Source organism: Rhizobium sp. 01L410 (assembly GCF_056400165.1).
This window is the reverse complement of sequence record NZ_JBFTST010000019.1, coordinates 25,056-45,192: the sequence shown is the minus strand read 5'-3', so window position 1 is coordinate 45,192 and position 20,137 is coordinate 25,056. Positions and strand designations below refer to the sequence as shown.

Genomic DNA, 20,137 nt, shown 5'->3' with positions numbered 1-20,137 from the left:
TTGCTTGCCACGATGACAGAGATGAGTATCGAGCGCCCATTCATAGCGCTCGGGAGCAAGGCCGCCGATTTTTTGAGCGCCGTGAGGCTTCCTCCAGATCGTAGCGCCTCACCGCCGCTTGACGGATCCATGAACTTGGCGCCTCCAAGGGCTTACCCCGTCACCGTCTCCAGCACCCTCCCCAGCCTCCCCACCGCCACATCCGCCTCCTCCGCCGTCAGCCCCGAAAAGCCCAGCAGCAGCCGCGGTTCCGGCGAGGCGGAGATGTGCATCGGCGAAACGGGGATGACGACCACGCCACCCTTCAGGGCGGCCTCGGCCAGCGCGCGGTCATCGCGCCATGTGCCGGTGCTGGAGACGGTGAAGTGGATGCCCTGTTCGGGGACCGGGGCGATCAGGTGGTCGGAGAGCCGCGCCTTCAGCAGGAACGCGAGATTGTCGCGGGCGGCGCGGTGGCTTTCGCGCAGGCGGCGCAGATGTGCCGGGAAATATCCCTCGTTGAGGAAATCGGCGACGACGAGCTGGTGGAGCGGCGCCGGAAAGCGGTCGATGATCGGGCGCACGGCGCGGAAGGCGGCGACGAGATCGTCCGGCACGATCAGATAGCCGACGCGGAAACCCGGCAGCAGCGCCTTGCTGAACGTGCCGGCATAGATCACCCGGCGCGTCGCATCGAGGCCCTGCAGCGAGGCGATCGGGTGGCCGTCATAGCGGAACTCGCTGTCGTAATCGTCCTCGATGATCCAGCTGCCGCGAGCCTGAGCGAAGGCCAGCAATTCCAGCCGGCGCGCCAGCGGCAGGGCCGAGCCGGAGGGATATTGATGCGACGGGGTGACGTAGATCGCTGCCGGTGCTGGGCCGTCGTAGAGAGAGAGCTTACCGGTGATCACGCCCTCACCATCGACCGGCATGCCCGAGATCGCCGCACCGTTCAGCAGGAAGGCGAGCCTTGCCGGCGGATAGCAGGGATCCTCGATCATCACGGTTTCGCCGGGGGAAACGAGAACGCGGATGGCGAAATCCAGCGCCTGCTGGGTGCCTGAGGTGATGAAGATCTGGCCGGGGTGGCAGCGCACGCCGCGCGAGGCGGCAAGATGGGCTGAGACCGCCTGTCTCAGCGAGAGCTCGCCCTGCGGATCGCGGTAGCGGTCGCTGGCATAGTCGATATGGCGATGGGCAAGCCGCTTCAGCAGCCCGGCGGTGCGCGCGTCGTGGATCACCCGGCCGGTGGCGAAGGCGACCTGGGCGGGCGGTGCCAGATCGTTGCGCATCGCCATCCGCGCGGCGGTGGAGATGCCGCGCCGGGCGCTGTTATCGGCCATCTCCTGCGCGCTGCCGCTTCCTGATGGCATCGGCGGCAGGCCGGAGGCGACGTAGGTGCCCGAGCCATGCCGTCCCTCCGCATAGCCTTCGGCGATCAGCAGCTCATAGGCCTCGGCGATCAGCCCGCGCGACAGCGACCATTCCAAGGATGCGGTCCGCGTCGAGGGCAGCCGGTGGTCCGGCTGCAGCGTTCCCGCGACGATGGCATCGCGCAGCTGCAGGTAAAGCTGGCGGACTGCCGGAACCGGCGAGGACGTATCGATATCAGGCAAGAAACCGGCCGCAGCACTTTCGCGGCGGAGTGTGCGGGCGCTTGTCTGGCGGGGCAAAGTGGCTTGCATGGCTGACTCGAAGTGGCTCTGGATATGTTTGCCATTATTCCTTTTTATCGGACCACTTTCAATAACTGTCCGGACATGCCGATGCGCCCTTCCGCCGCCCCTTTTCTCTTCACCGGCACCATGCTTGCTGCGGCAGGCTATGGCGCCACCTTCCTGTTTTCGGCCTACTACCGCGCCCATGGCGGCAGCGACGTCGATACCGGGCTTACGCTGGGTGCGGCGATGGCCGGCACTTTTACCGGCGTGCCGCTGGTCGGCTGGCTGTCGGGGCGGATCGATGCGGCGCGGATGAGCGCCATTGCCACTTGCTCCGTCGCCTTCGGCTTCCTGCTGCTCGCCTTTGCGGCGGGCGGCGGTCTTGGTCTGCCACTGGTGTCGGGTTTCTTCATCGGGCTTGGCTGGGGGATGTTTTATATTGGCGCGCCGATGGCGCTGTCCGAGCGGGTCACCGATGCCGATCGCGGCTTCTGGTTTACCCGCTTCGGCGCCTTCCAGATGGCCGGCATCGGCGGCGGCCCGGTCATTCTCAATCTCATGCTGCGGCAGGTGGGGCTCTCCGTCGAGGCGACCTTCATGCTGGTGGGTGCTGCCTGCCTTGCAGCTGCCGTTCTGCTCTGGGTCTTCGGCTCGATGGCGCCGGGCGGGCCGCGAACAGTGGGACTTCGCCCTTGGGTGCGCGATATCGGCGTGATCGGCCGCAGCGCTTCCGTCCGGCCGATCCTGATGGTGGCGCTCGGCGCCTGCGTCTTTTCGGGTCTGCTGACCTTCCAGTCGTCGCTGGTGGAAGGAACCTCCGCCGATGCGGCAACCTTCTTCGCCGTCTATGCCGTCACCGTGGTTGCCGCCCGGCTGCTGCTTGCCCGCTTGCTGGCGGCGCTGCCGCAGGCGCAGCTTGCAACGGCCTTGCTCACCTCGATGTGCCTCGGCGTCGCCGCCATGTTCGGCACCGGCATCCACCCGGCCTTCCAGATTCTCTCAGCCATCCTCACCGGCATCGGCTACGGCCTCGTCTATTCGGTGATCCAGACCTGGGCGGTGAACAACACTGAACCGCGCTACCGCCATGCGGCGCTCACCTGGTTCGTGATGTCCTATTTCACCGGCATCTTCGGCTTCCCTGTCATCGGCGGCTGGGTGCTCGTCCATCTCGGCCGCGAGGTCTTCCTCGGCATCCTGCTTGCCGCTGCGATCGCCGAACTGGCGATCGCAGCAAGCATCGGCCTCAGAAAGGTTCAGGCCGCGTGAGCGCGCTTACCGATCGACCGTCGCCATGATCCACGAGGCGTAGCGTTCGCCGGAGACCTTTTCCGGCGCGAGTGCAGCGTCCAGGCTTGCGAGGTCGGCGGCGCTGAGCGCAATGGCGGCGGCGCCGACATTTTCCTCCAGGTAGCTCTGGCGCTTGGTGCCGGGGATCGGCACCACGTCGTCGCCCTGATGCAGCAGCCAGGCAAGCGCGATCTGGCCGGGCGTTGCATTGTGATCGCGGGCGACGGCATGGACGATTTCGGCGGCCTTGACGTTCTCGTCGAAATTCGCGCCCTGATAGCGCGGGTCGTTGCGGCGGTGGTCATTCTCCGGATATTCCTCGGCGCGCATCACCTTGCCGGTGAGGAAGCCGCGGCCGAGCGGCGAGAAAGGCACGAGGCCGATGCCGAGTTCGCGCAGCACCGGGATGATCTCCGGCTCCAGATTGCGCTCCCACAGCGAATATTCGCTCTGCAGCGCGGAAACCGGGAACACCGCATGCGCCTTGCGAATATTGGCGATACCGGCTTCCGACAGGCCGAAATACTTGACCTTGCCTTCCTTCACCAGCTCACCGACCGTGCCTGCGACGTCCTCCATCGGCACGTTGCGGTCGACGCGGTGCTGGTAGAGCAGATCGATACAGTCAGTCTGCAGCCGCTTCAGCGATCCCTCGACCGCCTTGCGGATGTCTTCCGGACGGCTGGTGGTTTCCGCGCCCCGCTGCTTGCCCTCGACGATCTTGAAGCCGAACTTGGTGCCGATCGTCACCTCGCTGCGGCGGCCCTTGAAGGCGCGGCCGAGCAGGTCTTCATTGGTGTGCGGACCATAGACTTCGGCGGTATCGAAAAAGGTGCAGCCGAGATCGATCGAGCGGTGTAGCGTGCGGATCGCCTCGTCCTGATCGGCCGGTCCATAGGACTGACTCATCGGCATGCAGCCGAGGCCGATCGCCGAGACTTCGAGGCCCTGAGTGCCGAGTTTACGTGTCTTGAGGCTCATGATGCATTCTCCATTCGTGATTGCCTCCGGAGACTGCGCCCGGCGCGCCGAATTTCAAATACTTGTAAATTCCGATTACATGCGCCAAAATTCGGAAATGTCGCACGATCCCTTTTCCGACCTCCTCACCCTCACCAATGCCCAGTCCGTGATCTCCGGCGGCTTCACCATCGGCGGCGAGTGGTCGCTGCAGTTCCGGCCGCAGCAGATCAAGTTCTATGCGGTGCTGAAAGGCAGCTGCTGGCTGGATGTCGAGGGTGGCGCCGGGCCGGTGCGGCTGGAAGCGGGCGACACATTTCTGGTCACCACCCGCGACTTCGTGCTCTGCACCGATCTGTCGCTGACCGCGGTCGAGGCAAAGCCGCTGTTTGCCACCTATATCGGGCGGGTCAAGCATATCGGCGACGTCAAGGAAGTGGAGATCGTCGGCGGCCATGCCGGTCTCGATCCGGAACGCGGCGCGCTTCTGACCGATGTCATGCCGCCCTTCATCCATGCGAAAGCCGGATCGCCGCAGGCAGCCGTGCTGCAATGGGTGGTGGCGCAAATCGTCTCGGAGCAGACCGCCGATCTGCCGGGCGGCTCGGTCGCTTCCGCACAGCTGGCACAGCTGATGTTCGTGCAGCTGCTCCGCGCCCATCTGGATGACGGCGGCCCGCTGGCCTCAGGCCTTTTGCGCGCCGTCAGCGACCGCCGCATCGCCCCGGCCGTGCGGCTGATGCATGCCGAGCCCGGCCGTGCCTGGCAGCTGGAAGAGCTTGCCGCAGCAGCCGCCATGTCGCGCACCACCTTCGCCGTCTATTTCAAGCAGGTGGCCGGCATCGCCCCGCTCGCCTATCTCACCGAATGGCGCATGCGGCTTGCCGAACGGTCGCTTCGGGAAGACGACGTGCAGGTGGCGACGCTTGCCCGCTCGCTCGGCTACACCTCCGAAAGCGCCTTCTCCAACGCCTTCAAGCGCGTGACCGGCCGGGCGCCGAAATTCTATCGCAACGACACGCGGGCGATGGCGGTGGCGGCGGAATAGGTCACAAGGAGCCGCCTCAGATTGCCGGTCCCAGCCGGATCGGGCTGCCGTCGGAGAAGCGTGACAGGCGGAAGCGATTCAGGTTGTGACCCGTCGCGTTGCCCTGGATCAGATCCGACATGACGCGGCCGATGCCCGGGCCGATGCCGAAGCCGTGGCCGCTCATGCCGGTGGCGACGAAGAGGCCCGCGATGGCGCTGACGCGGTCCACGATCGGGACGACGTCGGGCATGGCGTCGATCATGCCGGCCCATGTGGCCTTGAGGCGCAATTCTCCAAGCTGCGGGAAGAGGTTTTCGAAGCCACGCCTGATCGAGGCCAGATCGGATTGGCCGGGCGCCGGGTTGAGGACGCGCATGCGCTCGAACGGGCTTGTCGTCTCGGGCGTCCAGTCGCGCGGCGTCGACCAGCTGTCGGGGAAACCGGAAGGTGCTGCCGGGAGGTAGCGGGTGCCGAGGGGATGATCGATCAGCGCCGGAAGATATTTGGTGGCGTTGCGGAAGGCGTCGGGGCCGACAAAGAGCAGATTGCTGCCGCCCGGCGCCAGCGTATAGCCGCCATCCTGCCTACGGCGGAAGGCGATGTCATTCTCGATCGCTGCACCCGCGTGGAATTCCGGCAAGGGCTCGGTTGCGGCAACCGTGGCGCGGACGCTGAGCTGCGGGATCGAGATGCCATGTTTTCTGAGGAACAGCGACGACCAGGCGCCGCCCGCCACCAACACATTGGTGGTCGCGATCTTGCCGCCTTCGGTCCAGACGCCCGCAACCCGGCCGGCAGTGATATCGAGCGCGCGAACCGCGCAATTCTCGATGATCCGGACACCCTTGCGGGCGGCCAACCGCGCCAGCGCAGGCACCGCAAGCCAGGGCTCGGCGCGCAGATCCGACGGCGTTGTCATCGCGCCGGCATACCTGCGCGCCATGCCGCCGATCCTGGCCGCGACCTCTGCGCCATCGAGAAGGCGGGTATCGAGATCATGGGCGGCGGCGAGCTGCATGAACCGCGCAAATTTCGCCATGTCCTTGTCGGTGCGGGCCAGATAGGTGACGCCGGTCTGGCGAAGGCCGATATCCTCGCCGCATTCTTCCGCCAGCTGCTGCCAGAGACGGCAGGCTTCCATGACGATTGGAAGCTCGTCGGCATCGCGCCCCTGCTTGCGGATCCAGCCCCAGTTGCGCGACGACTGCTCTCCGGCGATGCGCCCCTTTTCCAGAAGCGTCACCTGGATATTGCGCGCGGTGAGGAAAAGCGCCGTCGAAACGCCGATCACCCCGCCGCCGACGATCACCACCTCCGAGCTTTCAGGCACGGGGCTGGAGTGACGGATCGGGTCGGCTTCTGAAAAGGGAAACATGAGGGAGGGTCTTGCTGCATGAGGGATGTCAACCGATCCCTAGCGCTGCGTTAGCAGGTGTTCAAGCATCGTTATGCTGCAGCAAGGCAGCGCCTGGAACGATCTTTCCAGAGCGGCAGTTCCTCAGGCAAACCTGAGCGCCGAACGCGCCTTTGCCTTGGCCGCCTCTTCCTCGCGGTCGCGGGGCGGTTGCGAGGTCCGCCGCACATTTGGCGATCGCCAGGACCGCGTGATCGAAGGCGGCCTCGTTGCGCTTCGAGGGCTTGTTGGTGCCGCTCAGCTTGCGCACGAACTGCAGCGCCGCATCATGGATTTCCGCCTCCGTTGCCGGCGGGTCGAAGTTGAACAGGGGCTTGATGTTGCGGCACATGGCTGGCTTTCCTTTCTGGCTGGCCTCCTCGAAAAGAGGCGTGCGCTTTGGGAAAGCTAGTCGCATGGGCGCCAATTGCAACAGGCACCCGACCGTGACAGCTTGGGGGCTTTCGGTGTGGTCAAACCGACTGCTAAACTGAGGCATGACGAGCGAGCATTCCATACCTCCGCAGTATCTCATCGGCCAGATGCCGGACTGGCGTGTAAACCATCGGATCAATTCGGCACTGCCTGGTTATGTCATAATCAGTTCGATCGCCGACACCAACAGCCTGGCCGATTTACCAGCCGAAGCACTCGCTTCGATGGGCACAGTGTTCGCGAAAGTCCAGCACGCTCTGAGCGATGTTCTCGGCGCAGAGCGGGTCTATATCGGCCGCTATGGGCATTCGCCCGGCTATCCGATCCATTTTCATGCAATCCCGATCTATAGCTGGGTCGAGGAGCTGTTCTGGAAGGACGATCGCTACCGCATGCTCGAGCGGTTTGCCCATGGACCGGGAGAGACACCAACCGACGGCGCAGAGTTGACGCTCTTTGTCTGGCGGGAATTTTGCGAGCGGCCCGATCCGCCACCCGTCAGCGGTCCGTCTGTTGCGGAATCGATTTCGATGCTGCGTCAGGCCATTCAGTTCTAAAACTGGAAGGTGCTGCCTTTACGCCGTCAGCGTCAGACCAATCCCCCAGGGATCCCTGAGGAAGACGCCGCCGTCGCGGGCTTCGGTCTTGATCTCTAGCTTTTCCAGCGCGGTCTTGGCTGTTTCCAATGCCGCCTTGTCGTTGAAATGCAGCGAGTAGTCGGAGAGGCCGGTCATGTTCTGGCTGCGGGTGCCGGCGCCGCGGCTGTTCCAGATGTTGGCGGCGACGTGGTGATGGTAGCCGCCGGTGGCGAAGAAGCTGGCGCCGGGATAGCGGGCCATGATCTTCAGGCCGAGAACATCGCGGTAGAACGTGTCGGCTTCGGGGATATTGCCGACCTGCAGATGGATGTGGCCGATCGCGGTGCCGTCTGCCATGCCGTTCCAGGTGTTCTGAGGGGCGCTGTCATAGAGCGCCTGGAGGTCGAGGCGGTTGGTCGCCATTTCCACCTGGCCGTCTTGGTGGAATTTCCAGACGTCATGCGGGCGGTCGGCATAAATCTCGATGCCGTTGCCTTCGGGGTCGGAAAGATAGATCGCCTCGCTGACGAGGTGATCGGACGCGCCTTCGAGCACGACATTGTTATGCGCGGCGTGGCGCAGCCAGCGGGCAAGCTCGGTGCGGTCGGGCATCAGGAAGGCGGTGTGGAACAGGCCGGCGGCGTTACGGGGCGCGGTTTGCGCGTTGCCGTCCGTCGTCAGCGTGAGCAGCGGCAGGCCCGATACGCCGAGCACTTCGCCGCTCGCGGTCTTCTCGATGACCTTGAGGCCGAGCATCGACTGGTAGAAGCCGGAAACGGCGGCCAGGTCTTTCACGACCAGATGCGAATGGCCGACATGGGCAGGGCGCGTCAGCGCGTAGGAAGTCTCTGTTGTCATCGATCTGTCTCCTGCCATCAGTTGCGAAGCTGCACCGGCGGTGGCGGCGAAGGCGCCGCCTGTGGCAAGCTCGAGGAATGTTCGCCGGTTCATGATCTCATGGTCCCCTCGGCCACCGTACTTGCATTCTATATGGCGCATTCCGATTGTTCGCAGAAGATGCGTTCTTGCGGATAAATCGTTCAGCATCTGTTGACGCTAGAGATGCGGTGCTTGATCCGCGTCAAAGCGCCTTATGTTTCTTCCAATAGGTTGGATGCATCTCATAAGGACGAAAGACATGTACAAGAAAATCCTGGTTCCCATCGAAATCGGTGCCATCGACCGCGGCGAGAAGTCGTTTCGCAAGGCTGCCACGCTGCTCGACGAAGGCGGCGAGATCATCCTGCTCAATGTCGTCGAGGACATCCCGACCTATGTGGCGATCGATCTGCCGGTCGAGCTGGTCGAGAACGCCATCAAGGACGGCAAGACGCGGCTGGAAGCGCTGCGGCTGAAGACCGGCATTCCGGCCAGCGTCGAGATCGGCCGCGGGCCGCCCGCCAACGGCATCCTCGCCGCCGCCGAAACCCACAGCGCCGACCTGATCATCGTCGCCTCGCACATCCCCGATTTCTCCAACTATTTCATCGGCGCGACGGCAGACCGGGTGGTGCGGCATGCGAAGTGCTCGGTGCTGGTGGATCGCTAGGAGCGTTGGAGCTGCTGCAGGAAGGCGATCATCCGTTCCGAGACCTCGGCCGGGCGCTCCTGCTGAAGCCAATGACCCGCGCCGGGAATAATATGCGAGCCGCGCAGCTGCGGCACCAGCGCCGGCATGGCGGATATGATCTTGTCCATGCCGGGAATGGCAAGGCCGGGGTCGCGTTCGCCGGTCATGAACAGTGCGGGGATGGTGACGGTCTGGCCGGCATTGGCTTGCTGGAGTTCCCAGTTGCGGTCGAGATTGCGGTAATAGTTCAGGCCGCCGGTGAAGCCTGACAGTTTGAAGTCGGCGATCAGTCTTTCGAAATCTGTCGGCGGCAGCCAGGCGGGAAGCTCCGCGGGGTCGGGCAGAGCAGCGAGCAGGCCGGTGCTGCGGCTGACCATCCAAAAGGGATTGGGCGTGCCGTCGCCGGGCTTTCTGGGACCCGCCTCGCCGCTTGCCGCGTGGATGATCTTGCGCAGCGTCAGCGCGGGGTCGCGGCCGAATTCGGCATCAGCCGCACCCGGCTGCTGGAAATAGAGCGCGTAGAACAACGCCTCGTCATTCTCCGGAAAGATCTTCGACGGCGGCACCGGCGGCAGGCCCATCATCGGCACGCTGAGGGCGACGACCGCCCTGAACCTGTCGGGGCGCAGCAGGGCCGCCTGCCAGGCGATCGTCGCACCCCAATCGTGACCGGCGATCACCGCCTTCTCTTCGCCGAGCGCATCCATCAGCGCGATCAGATCGCCGACCGCGTGGAAGACGGTGTATTGATCGGCGTGGCCAGGTGCCGCGGTCTTGCCATAGCCGCGCATATCCGGTGCCACGGCGCGATATCCGGCCTTTGCCAGATCTGCGACCTGATGGCGCCAGGCATGCTTGGTTTCCGGAAATCCGTGGCACAGCAGCACGAGCGGCCCGGAGCCCGCTTCGAGGATACCCATGCTGATCGTCCTGGTGTCGATGAGTGTGTCATTCATGATGGGCTCCTGATTTGTTGCCTTGGCGCCGGAAACTGAGATAACCAGAGCCGGTGCGGCGAGTAGAAACTGGCGGCGCAGCATGCGTGCTCCTTTTATCCGTAGCAATATCTGTTACAGATAACCGACACCGTCAAGATAGCGTAACAATAATTGTTGCGGAAAGGTTCGCGATGAAGACCGATGGCCGGCTTGCCCGGATGCTGCATGTGCTGGTGCATATGGGCCTGCTTGGCGGCCGGGAGACGTCGGAACGGATCAGCCAGATGCTGAACACCAATCCGGTCGTCGTGCGCCGGACGCTGGGGGCGCTGCGCGACCATGGGATCGTGGAATCGGAAGGCGGGCGTGGCGGCGGCTGGAAGCTGGTCAGGTCACTCGACGAGGTGACGGTGCTGGATATCCAGCGGGCGCTGAACGAGGGCGCGATCCTGCCCGCGCCGCTCTCGCGCGATCACCCCTCCTGCCCTGTCGAGCGAGCCTCCAATTCCGTGCTACAGATGGCGCATGCGGCGGCCGAGAAAGAGCTTCTGGAGAGATATGCAGCGACGACGCTGCGGCAGATCGCCGATATGGCGATCATCGACCAAGGCAAGGTGCCGCCGAAGCTCGCCTGATCAACCGATCAAGCCGAAAGGCCTCAATCGTAGAGGTAATACTTCGTCCAGCTCTCCTTCGGCACCTTGTCGCCGATCTCGTACTGAAGTTCGCGGACATTGATGTGCTGCGGGCCGGTGATGCAGGTGTAGGAGAGATGGTACCAGACGCCCTTGCTGCGGAAAACGGCGCCGGGCGCCACCAGGCGGTCGTCGCTCGGAACCGGATCCTTGAAGGTGTAGGCGATCACCTTGTCGGGGTTGAAGCCGGTCTTGTCCTTGTTGATGCGGCTCATCGCCTCGGTATCGCAGCTCTGTTCGAGGCGGGTGGCCGGATCGAGCTTTTCAAGCTGCTTCTTGATGGCAGGATCGACGGCATAGGCGGAGGAGGCAAGGCTGAGAAGCGATACGGACAGGACCAGGCATTTCGGCATGTAGGAATAATCCCTCTATCTGCTCAATCCGGAACAAGCCTCAGCCAGACGCCCCCGTCATCTCCATCTGGCAAGGCGCAGGTTCCGCGCGATGTAAGAGCCTTTCCGGGTTCTATTGCATCATTCTGCCGGAGCAGGTTTTCGACAGGGCAAAGGCGATTGGCGAAGGGCATACCCCTAGGTAAGTCCGAGCCGATCGCCTTTGATCCTGGCGGAAGGATGCCCGGCCCTCCGGGTCGGCTGAAACGGGCCGCCTGATCGGCCGGCTGGCTTGGCCGTAGGACTGGGCTACGACGCGCGCCAGCCGACCGACCATCCGACTCCGTTTGAGCCAACAGAATGATGCAATAGAACCCGGAAAGGCTCTCCCGGACTTTCTTAAACAATGTGGTGACATCAAGGCAACGTGAGGAACACTTCGATTTAGCCGCAGCTTATCCACGACGGCTTGCGCGGCGCTTGATTGCGTCCCGCAGCACCTCTATCTCTTCCCCACCGCAATACCGATCCGGAGCTTTTCATTTGTCCGTTTTCAAGAACCTGCCGACCCCGCCCGCTGCTGCCAAGAAGCCGCTTTCCGATACGCGCCACGGCATCACCAGGACAGACGATTACGCCTGGCTGCGCGCCGACAACTGGCAGGCGATGTTCAAGGATCCCTCGATCCTCGACCCCGAGATCCGTTCGCATCTTGAGGCCGAGAACGCCTATATGAACGCGGCAATGGAAGATACCAAGCCGTTGCAGAAGACCCTGTTTGCCGAGATGCGCGGCCGCATCAAGGAAGACGACAGCTCGGTGCCGATGAAGGATGGCGCCTATGCCTATGGCACCTTCTTCGTCACCGGCGGCGAACAGCCGCGCTATTTCCGCATTCCGCGCGACAGCGACACCAAGGACGAGACGATCCGCACCGTGCTGCTCGACGGCGACAAGGAAGCGGCCGGCAAGAGCTATTTCCGCCTCGGCGGCCTCGATCACTCCACCGATCACAATCGCGGCATCTGGGGCTATGACGACAAGGGTTCGGAATTCTTCACGCTGAAGGTGCGCGATCTCTCGACCGGCGAAGACCTCTCCGATGTGATCGAGAATACCGGCGGCGGCGGCGTCTGGGCGCCCGATGGCAAGAGCTTCTTCTATTCGGCGCTGGACGAAAACCATCGCCCCTCGAAGGTCTATCACCATATCATCGGCACGCCGCAGAGCAACGACCGGCTGGTCTATGAGGAGCCGGATGCTGGCTTCTTCATGGGCGTCGGCGGCTCGCTGCTCGACGACTTCATCTATATCGACATCCACGACCACGAGACATCCGAATACCGGTTGCTATCCACCAAGGACCTGACGGCGGAGCCTGTCATCGTAGCCGAGCGCGAGGAAGGCATCGAATATACGCTGACCGAGGGCGGCGACGTCTTCTACATCCTGACCAATGACGGCGATGCCAAGGATTTCAAGATCGTCGAGGCGCCTGTGAATGCGCCCGGCAAGGACAACTGGCGCGAAGTGGTGCCGCACAAGCCGGGCACGCTCATCATCAACCACATGGCCTATGCCCGCCATCTGCTCTGGCTGGAGCGCAAGGATGGCCTGCCGCAGATCATGATCCGCGACCGCAAGACCGGCGAGGAACATGCGATCGCCTTTGCCGAGGAAGCCTATTCGCTGGGTCTGTCGGGCGCTGCCGAATATGACACCGATGTCATCCGCTTCTCCTATTCGTCGATGACGACGCCGAGCCAGCTCTACGACTACAATATGGTGACGCGCGAGCGCACGCTGCTCAAAACCCAGGAAGTGCCGTCGGGCCATAACCCTGATGATTACGTCACCCGCCGTGTCTTCGCACCCGCCTGGGATGGCGAGACGGTGCCGGTGACACTGCTCTACCGCAGGGACACCGCGCTCGACGGCTCGGCACCCTGCCTGCTCTATGGCTACGGCGCCTATGGCATCACCATTCCGGCGGGGTTCAACACCAATTGCCTGTCGCTCGCCGACCGAGGCTTCGTCTATGCCATCGCCCATATCCGCGGCGGCAAGGACAAGGGCTTTGCCTGGTACGAAGACGGCAAGATGGAAAAGAAGACCAATACGTTCAAGGACTTCATCGCCGCCGCCGACTATTTGAATCAACAGAAGTTCACGTCCTACACGAACATCATCGCCGAGGGCGGCTCTGCGGGCGGCATGTTGATGGGGGCGATCGCCAACATGGCGCCGGAAAAATTCGCCGGCATCATCGCCGCCGTTCCCTTTGTCGATGTGCTGAACACCATGCTCGACGACACGCTGCCGCTGACGCCGCCGGAATGGCCGGAATGGGGCAACCCGATCGACAGCCAGGAAGAATACGAGCAGATCGCCGCCTATTCGCCCTACGACAATGTCGGCGAGAAAGCCTACCCGCCGCTGCTGGCACTCGGCGGGTTGACGGACCCGCGGGTGACCTATTGGGAACCGGCGAAATGGGTGGCGAAGCTGCGTGAGAAGACGACGGGCGACGCGCCGATCCTGATGAAGACCAATATGGATGCCGGGCATGGCGGGGCGTCCGGGCGGTTCCAGCGGCTGGAGGAGATCGCGTTCGAGTATGCGTTTGCGATCAAGGTTGCGCGGAAGATGTAGGCGTCGGAGGGTGGGTTACCTCCCTCTGCCCTGCCGGGCATCTCCCCCACAAGGGGGGAGATCGACCCGTGGCTGGCATCTCCCCAAACAATAGAAGTTGGAACGAGCGGCCGCCCCCAGCCAATCTCCCCACCTGTGGGGGAGATGCCCGGCAGGGCAGAGGGGGGCTGGCCGGGCCGCAGCATTCACGAGGGAGAAAACCCATGCCCGTCTACATCGCCCTCCTCCGCGCCATCAATGTCGGGGGCACCGGCGCCTTGCCGATGGCGGAGCTGAAGGCGATCTGCGAGGGGCTGGGTTTCGAGGATGTGAAAACCTATATCCAGAGCGGCAATGTCGTCTTCCGCTCCGCTGACAGCGAAAAGGCCGCGGGCGAGAAACTCGACGAGGCACTGGGCAAGCGGCTCGGCAAGAAACCCGGCGTAATGATCCGCAGCCGCAAGGAAATGGCAGCGATCGCGGAGAACGCGCCCTTCCCGGATGCCAAGCCGAGCTTCGTGGTGGTGCATTTCCTTGCCGAAGCCGCGCCCCGGGACGCGCTCGAAAGCATGGTGGCGCCTGACGGTGAAGAGGCGGTGATCTCCGGCCACGAGATCTATGTGCACTACCCTATCGGATCAGGGAAATCGAAGCTCAAGCTTCCGGCACTGAAGGCCGGAACCTCGCGCAATATCAACACGGTGCGCAAGCTCGTGGAGATGGCGGCTGAGATGAACGATCGGGGCTAAGCTCGAATGCCTGAACCGCCACCCGCGCTTAGGTCACCTTGGTCATCGGCGGCTGTTTCCACTTTCCGTCCAGCGCCTCCGGCTTCGGCCAGTAGAGCCGCGTCGCGATCACGAAGGGACCCTTGGGTGCCGGCAGCCAGTTCGGTTCCTTGTCCTTGCCGGGGGATTCATTCTGGACGTAGAAGGTCAGCCCGCCATCGGCATCCTTGACGAAATCCGGCATCATCGGCGAATTCAACAGGTAGCGGTCGATCGGATTGGCGACGAGCAGGCTTTCGGGCAGCTTGTACATGGTCAGCGACCAGAAGGCGTTGACCGGCGGCAGTTCGCCTTTGGCGAAACGCACGGTGTATTTGTTGGCGCCGTCGAGCTTGTTGCCTTCGGCATCGACGGCGTAGGCCGGGTAGATGGCTTCCTGTTTGGAGTTGCCGTAGATGCCGAGAACAGCTGCCGTCATCCGGTAGAGATAGTTGTTCTTCAGGTAGGCGCGGGTGCCGAACACGTCGCCCGAGGTGACTTCGCCGGTATCGAAGCGTCTGCGCAAGCCCTCGATATCCGCCCAGGCGTCGGCCCTGCCCTGCTCGAAGGCCGTTTTCATGTCCGGCGTCAGCTTCGCCGGGTCGAACGGCTTGCCGCCACCGATGCCGATGCTTGCAAAGCGCTGCATCAGCGCCGTTTCGGACGGATCGGCGGGGCAGAACTGCAGGATGAAATTGAGGATGGTGAAGAACGTGAGCGAGGTCTTCTCGCCATCGGGGGTGAGCGGCTTGGCAAAGTCGATGGCCGGTGCTGCGGCGGGTGCCGGTTTGCCGAGGAATTTCGACAGCGGCTCCGCCTTGTAGGCCGCCTGGATCTTCTTGACGTTGTCGAGATCGCCGGGATTGAAAAGCTGCGTGCGGTAGACGGCCAGCAGCAGCTGGGTTTCCGAGCGCATCACCTTATCGATGCCCTTCGGCGTCTCGCCCTTCCAGTCCGGCCCGGCGATCAGGAAGCTGCCGCCGCCATTTCCGGTGGCGCGGCTGCCGATATAGTCGAAATTGAAGGTATAGGCATCGATCAGCTGGATGCTGAAATAGCGGTCCTTTTCGATCGGCGGCACGGTCAGCACCATCGGCTCGGCGCGAAGGTCCAGGCCAAGCATCGAATAGGGCGTATCGGAATTCGGCGTCTGCACCGCGGTGTCGGCAGGGGTGTAGACCCGCGGAATATTGACCAGCTGGTTCCACGGCCCCTTGTATTCCGGATTTTTGGTATCGACGAAATAGGCATGTTGGATGCGGTAGCTGTCGACCATCGGGAAGCCGTAGATATAGGCCTCCTTGGCGATGGCGCGGGCTTCAGCGGCGCTGACTTCGGCGGCCAATGCAGTGGCCGGTCCGAGACCCGCGAGCCCTGCGGCCGCAACCATGCCCTTGGTGAATTCACGTTTTGTCAGATGCATGACACCCTCCCCCTTTTTTTTGCGGAACAGTCACTTCACCGGCTGCGGCTCGGGAAATGTCCATGATCCGTCAAGGATCGCCTGTTGCGGGCGGTAGAGCCGGACGGTGTAGTTCCAGCCTGGCGTCGTCGGCAGGCAGTTTTCGATCTTGCCGTCGCAGCCGCCGAACTGGATGGCGATCGAACCATCGGCACTCTTCTTCGCGGTTACGTCGTTCAGCGCATAGGCGCCGTATTTGTTCTTCTTGTAGTAGCCCTTGGCGTCATAGAGGCTGACCGACCAGAAGCCGTCGACGGGAACGTCCTTGACGGTGAGTTTATAGACAGTCTTGCCGTCATTCTTCGGCGGCGTGATGTTGAGATAGGTGGCGTCCTTGTCGGGATTGCCGCCCCAGGCAGCGGCGCTGGCCACCAGATGGCGGATGGGATCGACCGCGTCCTTGGCACCGAACGCCTTGTTGAAATTGGGCATTGTCGATGCCAGCACCAGCAGCGCGTCGCGCACCTTCTTCTGGCTCACCGGATCCCATTGCGGGATCGAGAACTTGCCGGGGCCGCCCGGCTGCTCGGCCTTGATCGCATCCTGCAGCGCGTGGACAGCTTCGACATCCTTGGGGTCGGCCGGATTGACGAAGGTCCGGATGCCGGCGATCACATAGCGGGTGCCGACCTGCTCCTTGGTGAAGGTGCTGGCGCCCTGGTAGGAGACGACCGGAATATAGTGGTCCTCGCTGACGGCAAAGAGCGACATGAAGCGCCCGCCGGCATCCGGCAGGGTGATGGTCACCGGCCCGGCGTCGAGATCGAAGACCGCCGAGGTATAGAGCGTATCGCGGTTCAGACGGATCACTGTCTGCTTGTCGATATCGGCCGGTTCGCGGCGGTGGATCAGCTTGCCGAAACCGCCATCCTTGACGATGTTGTTGAAATAGAGGTCGCTTTCGGCCCTGACGAAATTGTCCACCGTGACGGCTTCGGCGGCAAAGGCCGGATGCGGCACGGCGACGACGGCCAGTGCCACGGCGGCGGCAGACACAAACGGTCTCAATTGCAGGAAGGTTTGTCCAGGCATCGCGCATCTCCTGAATGGTGGAAATGCACCCTTCCGCAAAGCCGGTGCGGCGGTAAGTACGTTACAGTAACACGGGCGTAAATGGAGCGGTATTTACGGCGATGAGCCAGCCGCTTACATCCAGTATTTCACGGCATAGACCACCGTCATGAGGGCGCCCGTGACGATCACAAACCACCGGACAACGGATCCCGGCAAGATGCGGACCAGGTAGCCGCCGAGATAGCCGCCGAACAACGCGCCAAAGAGCATCGTCAGTGTCTGCGGCCAGCGGACGGCGCCCTGCAGGATGAAGATCGTCACGGCGGCGATGCTGACGGCGGTGGCGAGCAGGTTCTTCAGCGCCTTGACGCGGCGGATGTCATCGGGGTCGCCGATCGCCAGCACTGCCGTCAGGATGACGCCGAGACCGGCGCCGAAGAAGCCGCCATAGATCGACGCGAATGCCAGCACCGTGGAGCCGGCGAGCTGTGACGGCTCGCTGCCGCCGCGGCGCCTTTCGGCCCAGGCCGCGATGCGCGGTGAAAACAGGAAAAGCAGCGTGGCGGCGCAGATCAGCGCCGGCACCGGCAGCACGAAGAGCCGCTCCGGGAGCGCGAGCAGCAGCAGCGCGCCAAGAATGCCGCCGATGAGGCAGACCAGGACCGAGAGGCCGAGCTTGAGATCGATCGGCCGCAGTTTCTTGTGATCGGCAAGCACCGCAAGCAGATGGCCTGGGACGATGGCGACGGCATTGGAGGCGTTGGCGGTGACCGGCGGCAGGCCCGAGGCCAGCATTGCCGGAAAGGTCAAGAGCGTGGCGCCACCCGCCAGCGCATTGATGACACCACCGGCAATGCCCGCGGCAAACAACAGAATTGCGATTTCCAGGCTCATCGGCGGCTCCCCATCCCCCTGCCCTTGCTAGCCGCCTCCGGCTCCGGCGCCAAGCCGTCCTTGACGCCCGGCGGTTCGCCCCGACGATGATTTTGAGATTTGCCGCGTCAATGCGATAATCGCCTCAGGAGAGAGCGATGGGGCGTCACTGGCGGATCCTGGCTGCGCTGCTTTCACTGGCGCTCGTCAGCGCCGGTCCGGCCGACGACGGCCGCTGGTATGCCGGCGACTTCTCCTTTTCAGACGAGCTCGGCGGCTTCCGGATCCTGTCGATCAAGGGAAAGGGCACACGCGCCGATCCGATCGAGATCACCGAGGCGCTCATTTCGACCGAGCCGGTGACGCTGGTGATCCGCGCCGCCAATGCCGCCAGTCTCGATACGCTGCGGCAGAACTCGTTCCACATGAAGATCTCGGCGGTGAACCAGAGCAAGCTTGCCTGGATCGGCTTCGAATTCGAACTCGAGGAGATCCGCGGCAAGCCGAGCGATTTCTACGACGGCCTGTCCTTCGGCCAGACCAATCCCAATCCGGATTTCTTCTCCTCCGACCGCTACGCGCGTTTCCAGAACCAGTTCGAAAGCTTCGACCGGCTGCGCTTCGATGACGGCCATTCCGACCCCGGCGTTGCGACCGGCTTCGGCTTCTTTGTCACCGACGTGACGCCGGTGGCGGAATTCTATCTGGTGGAGGATCCGCTGATACCGGATTCGTGACTATCCGAGGCTGACGAGCGCCGTCCCGGCGATCGCCATGGCGGCCCCCGCCCAGGCATAGGCATGCGGCATCTTTCCGCTTCGGAGCCACACCATCGGCAGGATGACGATCGGCGTCATCGACGACAGCGTCGAGACGATACCGACGCTGCCGGTCTTCAGGGCTGCAAGCAGCAGCGACATGCCGAGCGCGGTACCGAAGAAGGCGGAAACAACAGCAAGGGACACATCCTTCCTGCGCAGCGCGCCGGACTGGCGGCGGATGACCGGCAGGGCGAGCAACGCCCAGAAGAAGATGACGGCGATGCCTGCGCGCACGGCCATTGCCGCAAAGGGCTCGACGCCGGCTGCCATGGCCGGACGAGCGAAAAGGCTGCCGAGCGCCTGGCCGAAGGCAGTGATGACACCAAGCACGATGCCTGTCAGTGACGTGCGCTCCTGCGGTGCTGGTGCCTCGATCGGCTCACCATCGGCCAGCGGAATCATCGGCGGCGGCCGCCGGCGGCGCGCGGCGATGGCGATCAAGATGCCGGTCAGGATCAGCACGACGCCAGTTGCCTGCAGCAGGCTGATCGTTTCGCCGAGCGCGACATATCCCATGGCGAGCGCAAAGGGCGAGGTCAGCGAAAACAGCAGCGCCGTCACCCGTGGACCGGCGGTATAGATGGCCGCGAAATAGGTGGTGCTGGCAATCGCGATGCCGAAAACGCCGGATGCGGTAAGCGCCATAAACTGCCAGCCGCCCAGCGTCGCCCAGCCACCGGCGACCGTGGCTGCTGTTGCCGTCATCAGGAACGCTGCGGTCAGCTGCCAGCGGGCGAGCTGCATCAGCGGCACCCGGCCGTTCAGCTCGTTGATGAACATCGAGCTCAGCGCGATACACGTCGCGGAACCAAGGGCAAGGGCTTCGGAAATCAGCATCAATAGCTCCGGGAGAGAGCTCATCCTTGGCGTGCGACCGGTGCGCTGTCAATGGACCGGGAGACCGCTTGCCCGCAGCATCACTGCCGGTAGGTAGCGCCCGGTTGGGGCTGGAACAGCAACTTGACGAAGGAGCGCAGCACGAGGATCTGTTCGGCGAGGCTGTTCGGCTCCTTCAGCGCCTTGGACAGCACGATGCCGCCTTCCAGCACGGTGGAAACCATGTCGGCCAGCTGATCGACCTCCAGCGGTTCACGGGGCGTATAGACCGCCATGATCTCCGCAAACATCCGGCCGAAGCGGCGGCGCCAGGCGAGCACGGCGTTGCGGTTGGTCTCCTGTATCTCGCGGTCGAAGATGCGCTCGTAATAGCAGACAGTGGCGACGAGGCAGCCGGGATGACCGTTTGGCAGATCGGCCAGCAGTTCGGAGAGCAGCTTCAGGCCGAGCAGGAATGACTGCAGCGGATCGTCGGTGAGGTCACGGGCGCGGCTGAAGATCTCGTCATAGATGCGCTCGTCGTTTTCGATGTAGCGGTTGAGCAGCGCCTTCGCGAGCTCGTTCTTGTCGCGGAAATGGTAGAAGAAACCGCTCTTGGTGATGCCGGTCTCGGCGATCAGCTCCTCGATCGAGGTGCCGCCGAAACCCTTCTGCAGCACGGCGGCTTCAGCGACATCGAGAATGCGCGTGCGTGTTTCGGCGCCCTTTTTCATGCTCCCTCCTGTACCGCCGGTACAGTTTTCAGTTGCCGAAGCCATCTCGCGGCTGCGGCCACGCCTTCAAAAGCGCAAGCAAGATCATGATTTCAATAGGCAATATTCCCGGCCCGCGGGAAGTATACCGCAAGTCGTCTAGTTTCGCATGCGATTAA

19 protein-coding genes and 1 pseudogene are annotated in these 20,137 nt (G+C 63.3%); 8 read left to right on the top strand and 12 right to left on the bottom strand.

The window, feature by feature from the left end; translation table 11 throughout:
• Positions 1 to 152: 152 nt before the first annotated feature.
• Positions 153 to 1,664: a MocR-like pyridoxine biosynthesis transcription factor PdxR gene (gene pdxR, locus AC1DV9_RS28140; protein ID WP_477951091.1), complete on the bottom strand. Its 1,512-nt coding sequence runs from the start codon at positions 1,662 to 1,664 to the stop codon at positions 153 to 155.
• A gap of 81 nt (positions 1,665 to 1,745) precedes the next feature.
• Here pdxR and AC1DV9_RS28135 point away from each other — a divergent pair, with 81 nt between their 5' ends.
• On the top strand, positions 1,746 to 2,909 hold the full coding sequence (locus tag AC1DV9_RS28135) for an MFS transporter (RefSeq protein WP_477951089.1): 1,164 nt from the start codon (positions 1,746 to 1,748) through the stop codon (positions 2,907 to 2,909).
• A 6-nt stretch (positions 2,910 to 2,915) separates the two neighbouring features.
• Here AC1DV9_RS28135 and AC1DV9_RS28130 read toward each other — a convergent pair whose 3' ends face one another.
• Positions 2,916 to 3,911 carry an aldo/keto reductase gene (locus tag AC1DV9_RS28130; RefSeq protein ID WP_477951087.1) on the bottom strand — a complete coding sequence of 332 codons (996 nt, stop codon included), beginning with the start codon at positions 3,909 to 3,911 and terminating at the stop codon, positions 2,916 to 2,918.
• A 97-nt stretch (positions 3,912 to 4,008) separates the two neighbouring features.
• On the opposite strand from AC1DV9_RS28130, the gene AC1DV9_RS28125 reads away from it, so the two are divergent.
• On the top strand, positions 4,009 to 4,938 hold the full coding sequence (locus tag AC1DV9_RS28125) for an AraC family transcriptional regulator (RefSeq protein WP_477951085.1): 930 nt from the start codon (positions 4,009 to 4,011) through the stop codon (positions 4,936 to 4,938).
• A 16-nt stretch (positions 4,939 to 4,954) separates the two neighbouring features.
• Here AC1DV9_RS28125 and AC1DV9_RS28120 read toward each other — a convergent pair whose 3' ends face one another.
• Complete coding sequence (locus AC1DV9_RS28120) at positions 4,955 to 6,295, bottom strand: NAD(P)/FAD-dependent oxidoreductase (protein ID WP_477951083.1); 1,341 nt, start codon at positions 6,293 to 6,295, stop codon at positions 4,955 to 4,957.
• Positions 6,296 to 6,418: 123 nt separating this feature from the next.
• A pseudogene (locus AC1DV9_RS28115) lies at positions 6,419 to 6,665 on the bottom strand (DUF2277 domain-containing protein).
• 145 nt (positions 6,666 to 6,810) lie between these two features.
• On the opposite strand from AC1DV9_RS28115, the gene AC1DV9_RS28110 reads away from it, so the two are divergent.
• Entirely contained in the window at positions 6,811 to 7,305 is a 495-nt protein-coding gene (locus AC1DV9_RS28110; protein WP_477951081.1) for an HIT family protein, read from the top strand.
• Positions 7,306 to 7,323: 18 nt separating this feature from the next.
• On the opposite strand, the gene AC1DV9_RS28105 is transcribed toward AC1DV9_RS28110, so the two are convergent.
• Positions 7,324 to 8,184, bottom strand: coding sequence for a VOC family protein (locus AC1DV9_RS28105; protein WP_477951079.1), 861 nt, complete (start codon positions 8,182 to 8,184; stop codon positions 7,324 to 7,326).
• Between the two features lie 280 nt (positions 8,185 to 8,464).
• Here AC1DV9_RS28105 and AC1DV9_RS28100 point away from each other — a divergent pair, with 280 nt between their 5' ends.
• Positions 8,465 to 8,875, top strand: a complete 411-nt coding sequence (locus AC1DV9_RS28100; RefSeq protein WP_477939587.1) for a universal stress protein — start codon at positions 8,465 to 8,467, stop codon at positions 8,873 to 8,875.
• On the opposite strand, the gene AC1DV9_RS28095 is transcribed toward AC1DV9_RS28100, so the two are convergent.
• Positions 8,872 to 9,852 (bottom strand): alpha/beta fold hydrolase, encoded by a 981-nt coding sequence (locus tag AC1DV9_RS28095; protein ID WP_477951077.1) that lies wholly within the window; start codon positions 9,850 to 9,852, stop codon positions 8,872 to 8,874. The genes AC1DV9_RS28100 and AC1DV9_RS28095 overlap by 4 nt on opposite strands.
• 173 nt (positions 9,853 to 10,025) lie before the next feature.
• Between AC1DV9_RS28095 and AC1DV9_RS28090 the strand changes: the two genes are divergently transcribed.
• Positions 10,026 to 10,469 (top strand): RrF2 family transcriptional regulator, encoded by a 444-nt coding sequence (locus AC1DV9_RS28090; protein WP_477951075.1) that lies wholly within the window; start codon positions 10,026 to 10,028, stop codon positions 10,467 to 10,469.
• A gap of 23 nt (positions 10,470 to 10,492) precedes the next feature.
• On the opposite strand, the gene AC1DV9_RS28085 is transcribed toward AC1DV9_RS28090, so the two are convergent.
• Entirely contained in the window at positions 10,493 to 10,882 is a 390-nt protein-coding gene (locus AC1DV9_RS28085; RefSeq protein ID WP_112389857.1) for a DUF930 domain-containing protein, read from the bottom strand.
• A gap of 522 nt (positions 10,883 to 11,404) precedes the next feature.
• Between AC1DV9_RS28085 and AC1DV9_RS28080 the strand changes: the two genes are divergently transcribed.
• Both AC1DV9_RS28080 and AC1DV9_RS28075 read left to right on the top strand, forming a co-directional pair.
• Positions 11,405 to 13,513 (top strand): S9 family peptidase, encoded by a 2,109-nt coding sequence (locus AC1DV9_RS28080; RefSeq protein WP_477951073.1) that lies wholly within the window; start codon positions 11,405 to 11,407, stop codon positions 13,511 to 13,513.
• A 203-nt stretch (positions 13,514 to 13,716) separates the two neighbouring features.
• Complete coding sequence (locus AC1DV9_RS28075; RefSeq protein WP_477951071.1) at positions 13,717 to 14,241, top strand: DUF1697 domain-containing protein; 525 nt, start codon at positions 13,717 to 13,719, stop codon at positions 14,239 to 14,241.
• Positions 14,242 to 14,269: 28 nt separating this feature from the next.
• Here the strand turns inward: AC1DV9_RS28075 and AC1DV9_RS28070 are convergent, their stop codons facing one another.
• From AC1DV9_RS28070 to AC1DV9_RS28060, 3 genes are all read right to left on the bottom strand, one after another.
• Complete coding sequence (locus AC1DV9_RS28070) at positions 14,270 to 15,682, bottom strand: DUF1254 domain-containing protein (protein WP_477951069.1); 1,413 nt, start codon at positions 15,680 to 15,682, stop codon at positions 14,270 to 14,272.
• 30 nt (positions 15,683 to 15,712) lie between these two features.
• Complete coding sequence (locus AC1DV9_RS28065; RefSeq protein ID WP_477951067.1) at positions 15,713 to 16,753, bottom strand: DUF1254 domain-containing protein; 1,041 nt, start codon at positions 16,751 to 16,753, stop codon at positions 15,713 to 15,715.
• A 114-nt stretch (positions 16,754 to 16,867) separates the two neighbouring features.
• On the bottom strand, positions 16,868 to 17,629 hold the full coding sequence (locus tag AC1DV9_RS28060; RefSeq protein WP_477951065.1) for a sulfite exporter TauE/SafE family protein: 762 nt from the start codon (positions 17,627 to 17,629) through the stop codon (positions 16,868 to 16,870).
• 137 nt (positions 17,630 to 17,766) lie between these two features.
• Between AC1DV9_RS28060 and AC1DV9_RS28055 the strand changes: the two genes are divergently transcribed.
• Entirely contained in the window at positions 17,767 to 18,345 is a 579-nt protein-coding gene (locus AC1DV9_RS28055) for a hypothetical protein (protein ID WP_477951063.1), read from the top strand.
• Here AC1DV9_RS28055 and AC1DV9_RS28050 read toward each other — a convergent pair whose 3' ends face one another.
• Positions 18,346 to 19,266, bottom strand: coding sequence for an EamA family transporter (locus tag AC1DV9_RS28050; RefSeq protein ID WP_477951061.1), 921 nt, complete (start codon positions 19,264 to 19,266; stop codon positions 18,346 to 18,348).
• A gap of 80 nt (positions 19,267 to 19,346) precedes the next feature.
• A complete protein-coding gene (locus AC1DV9_RS28045) occupies positions 19,347 to 19,979 on the bottom strand; it encodes a TetR/AcrR family transcriptional regulator (RefSeq protein WP_477951059.1) in 633 nt (210 codons plus the stop codon).
• Between the last annotated feature and the right edge of the window lie 158 nt (positions 19,980 to 20,137).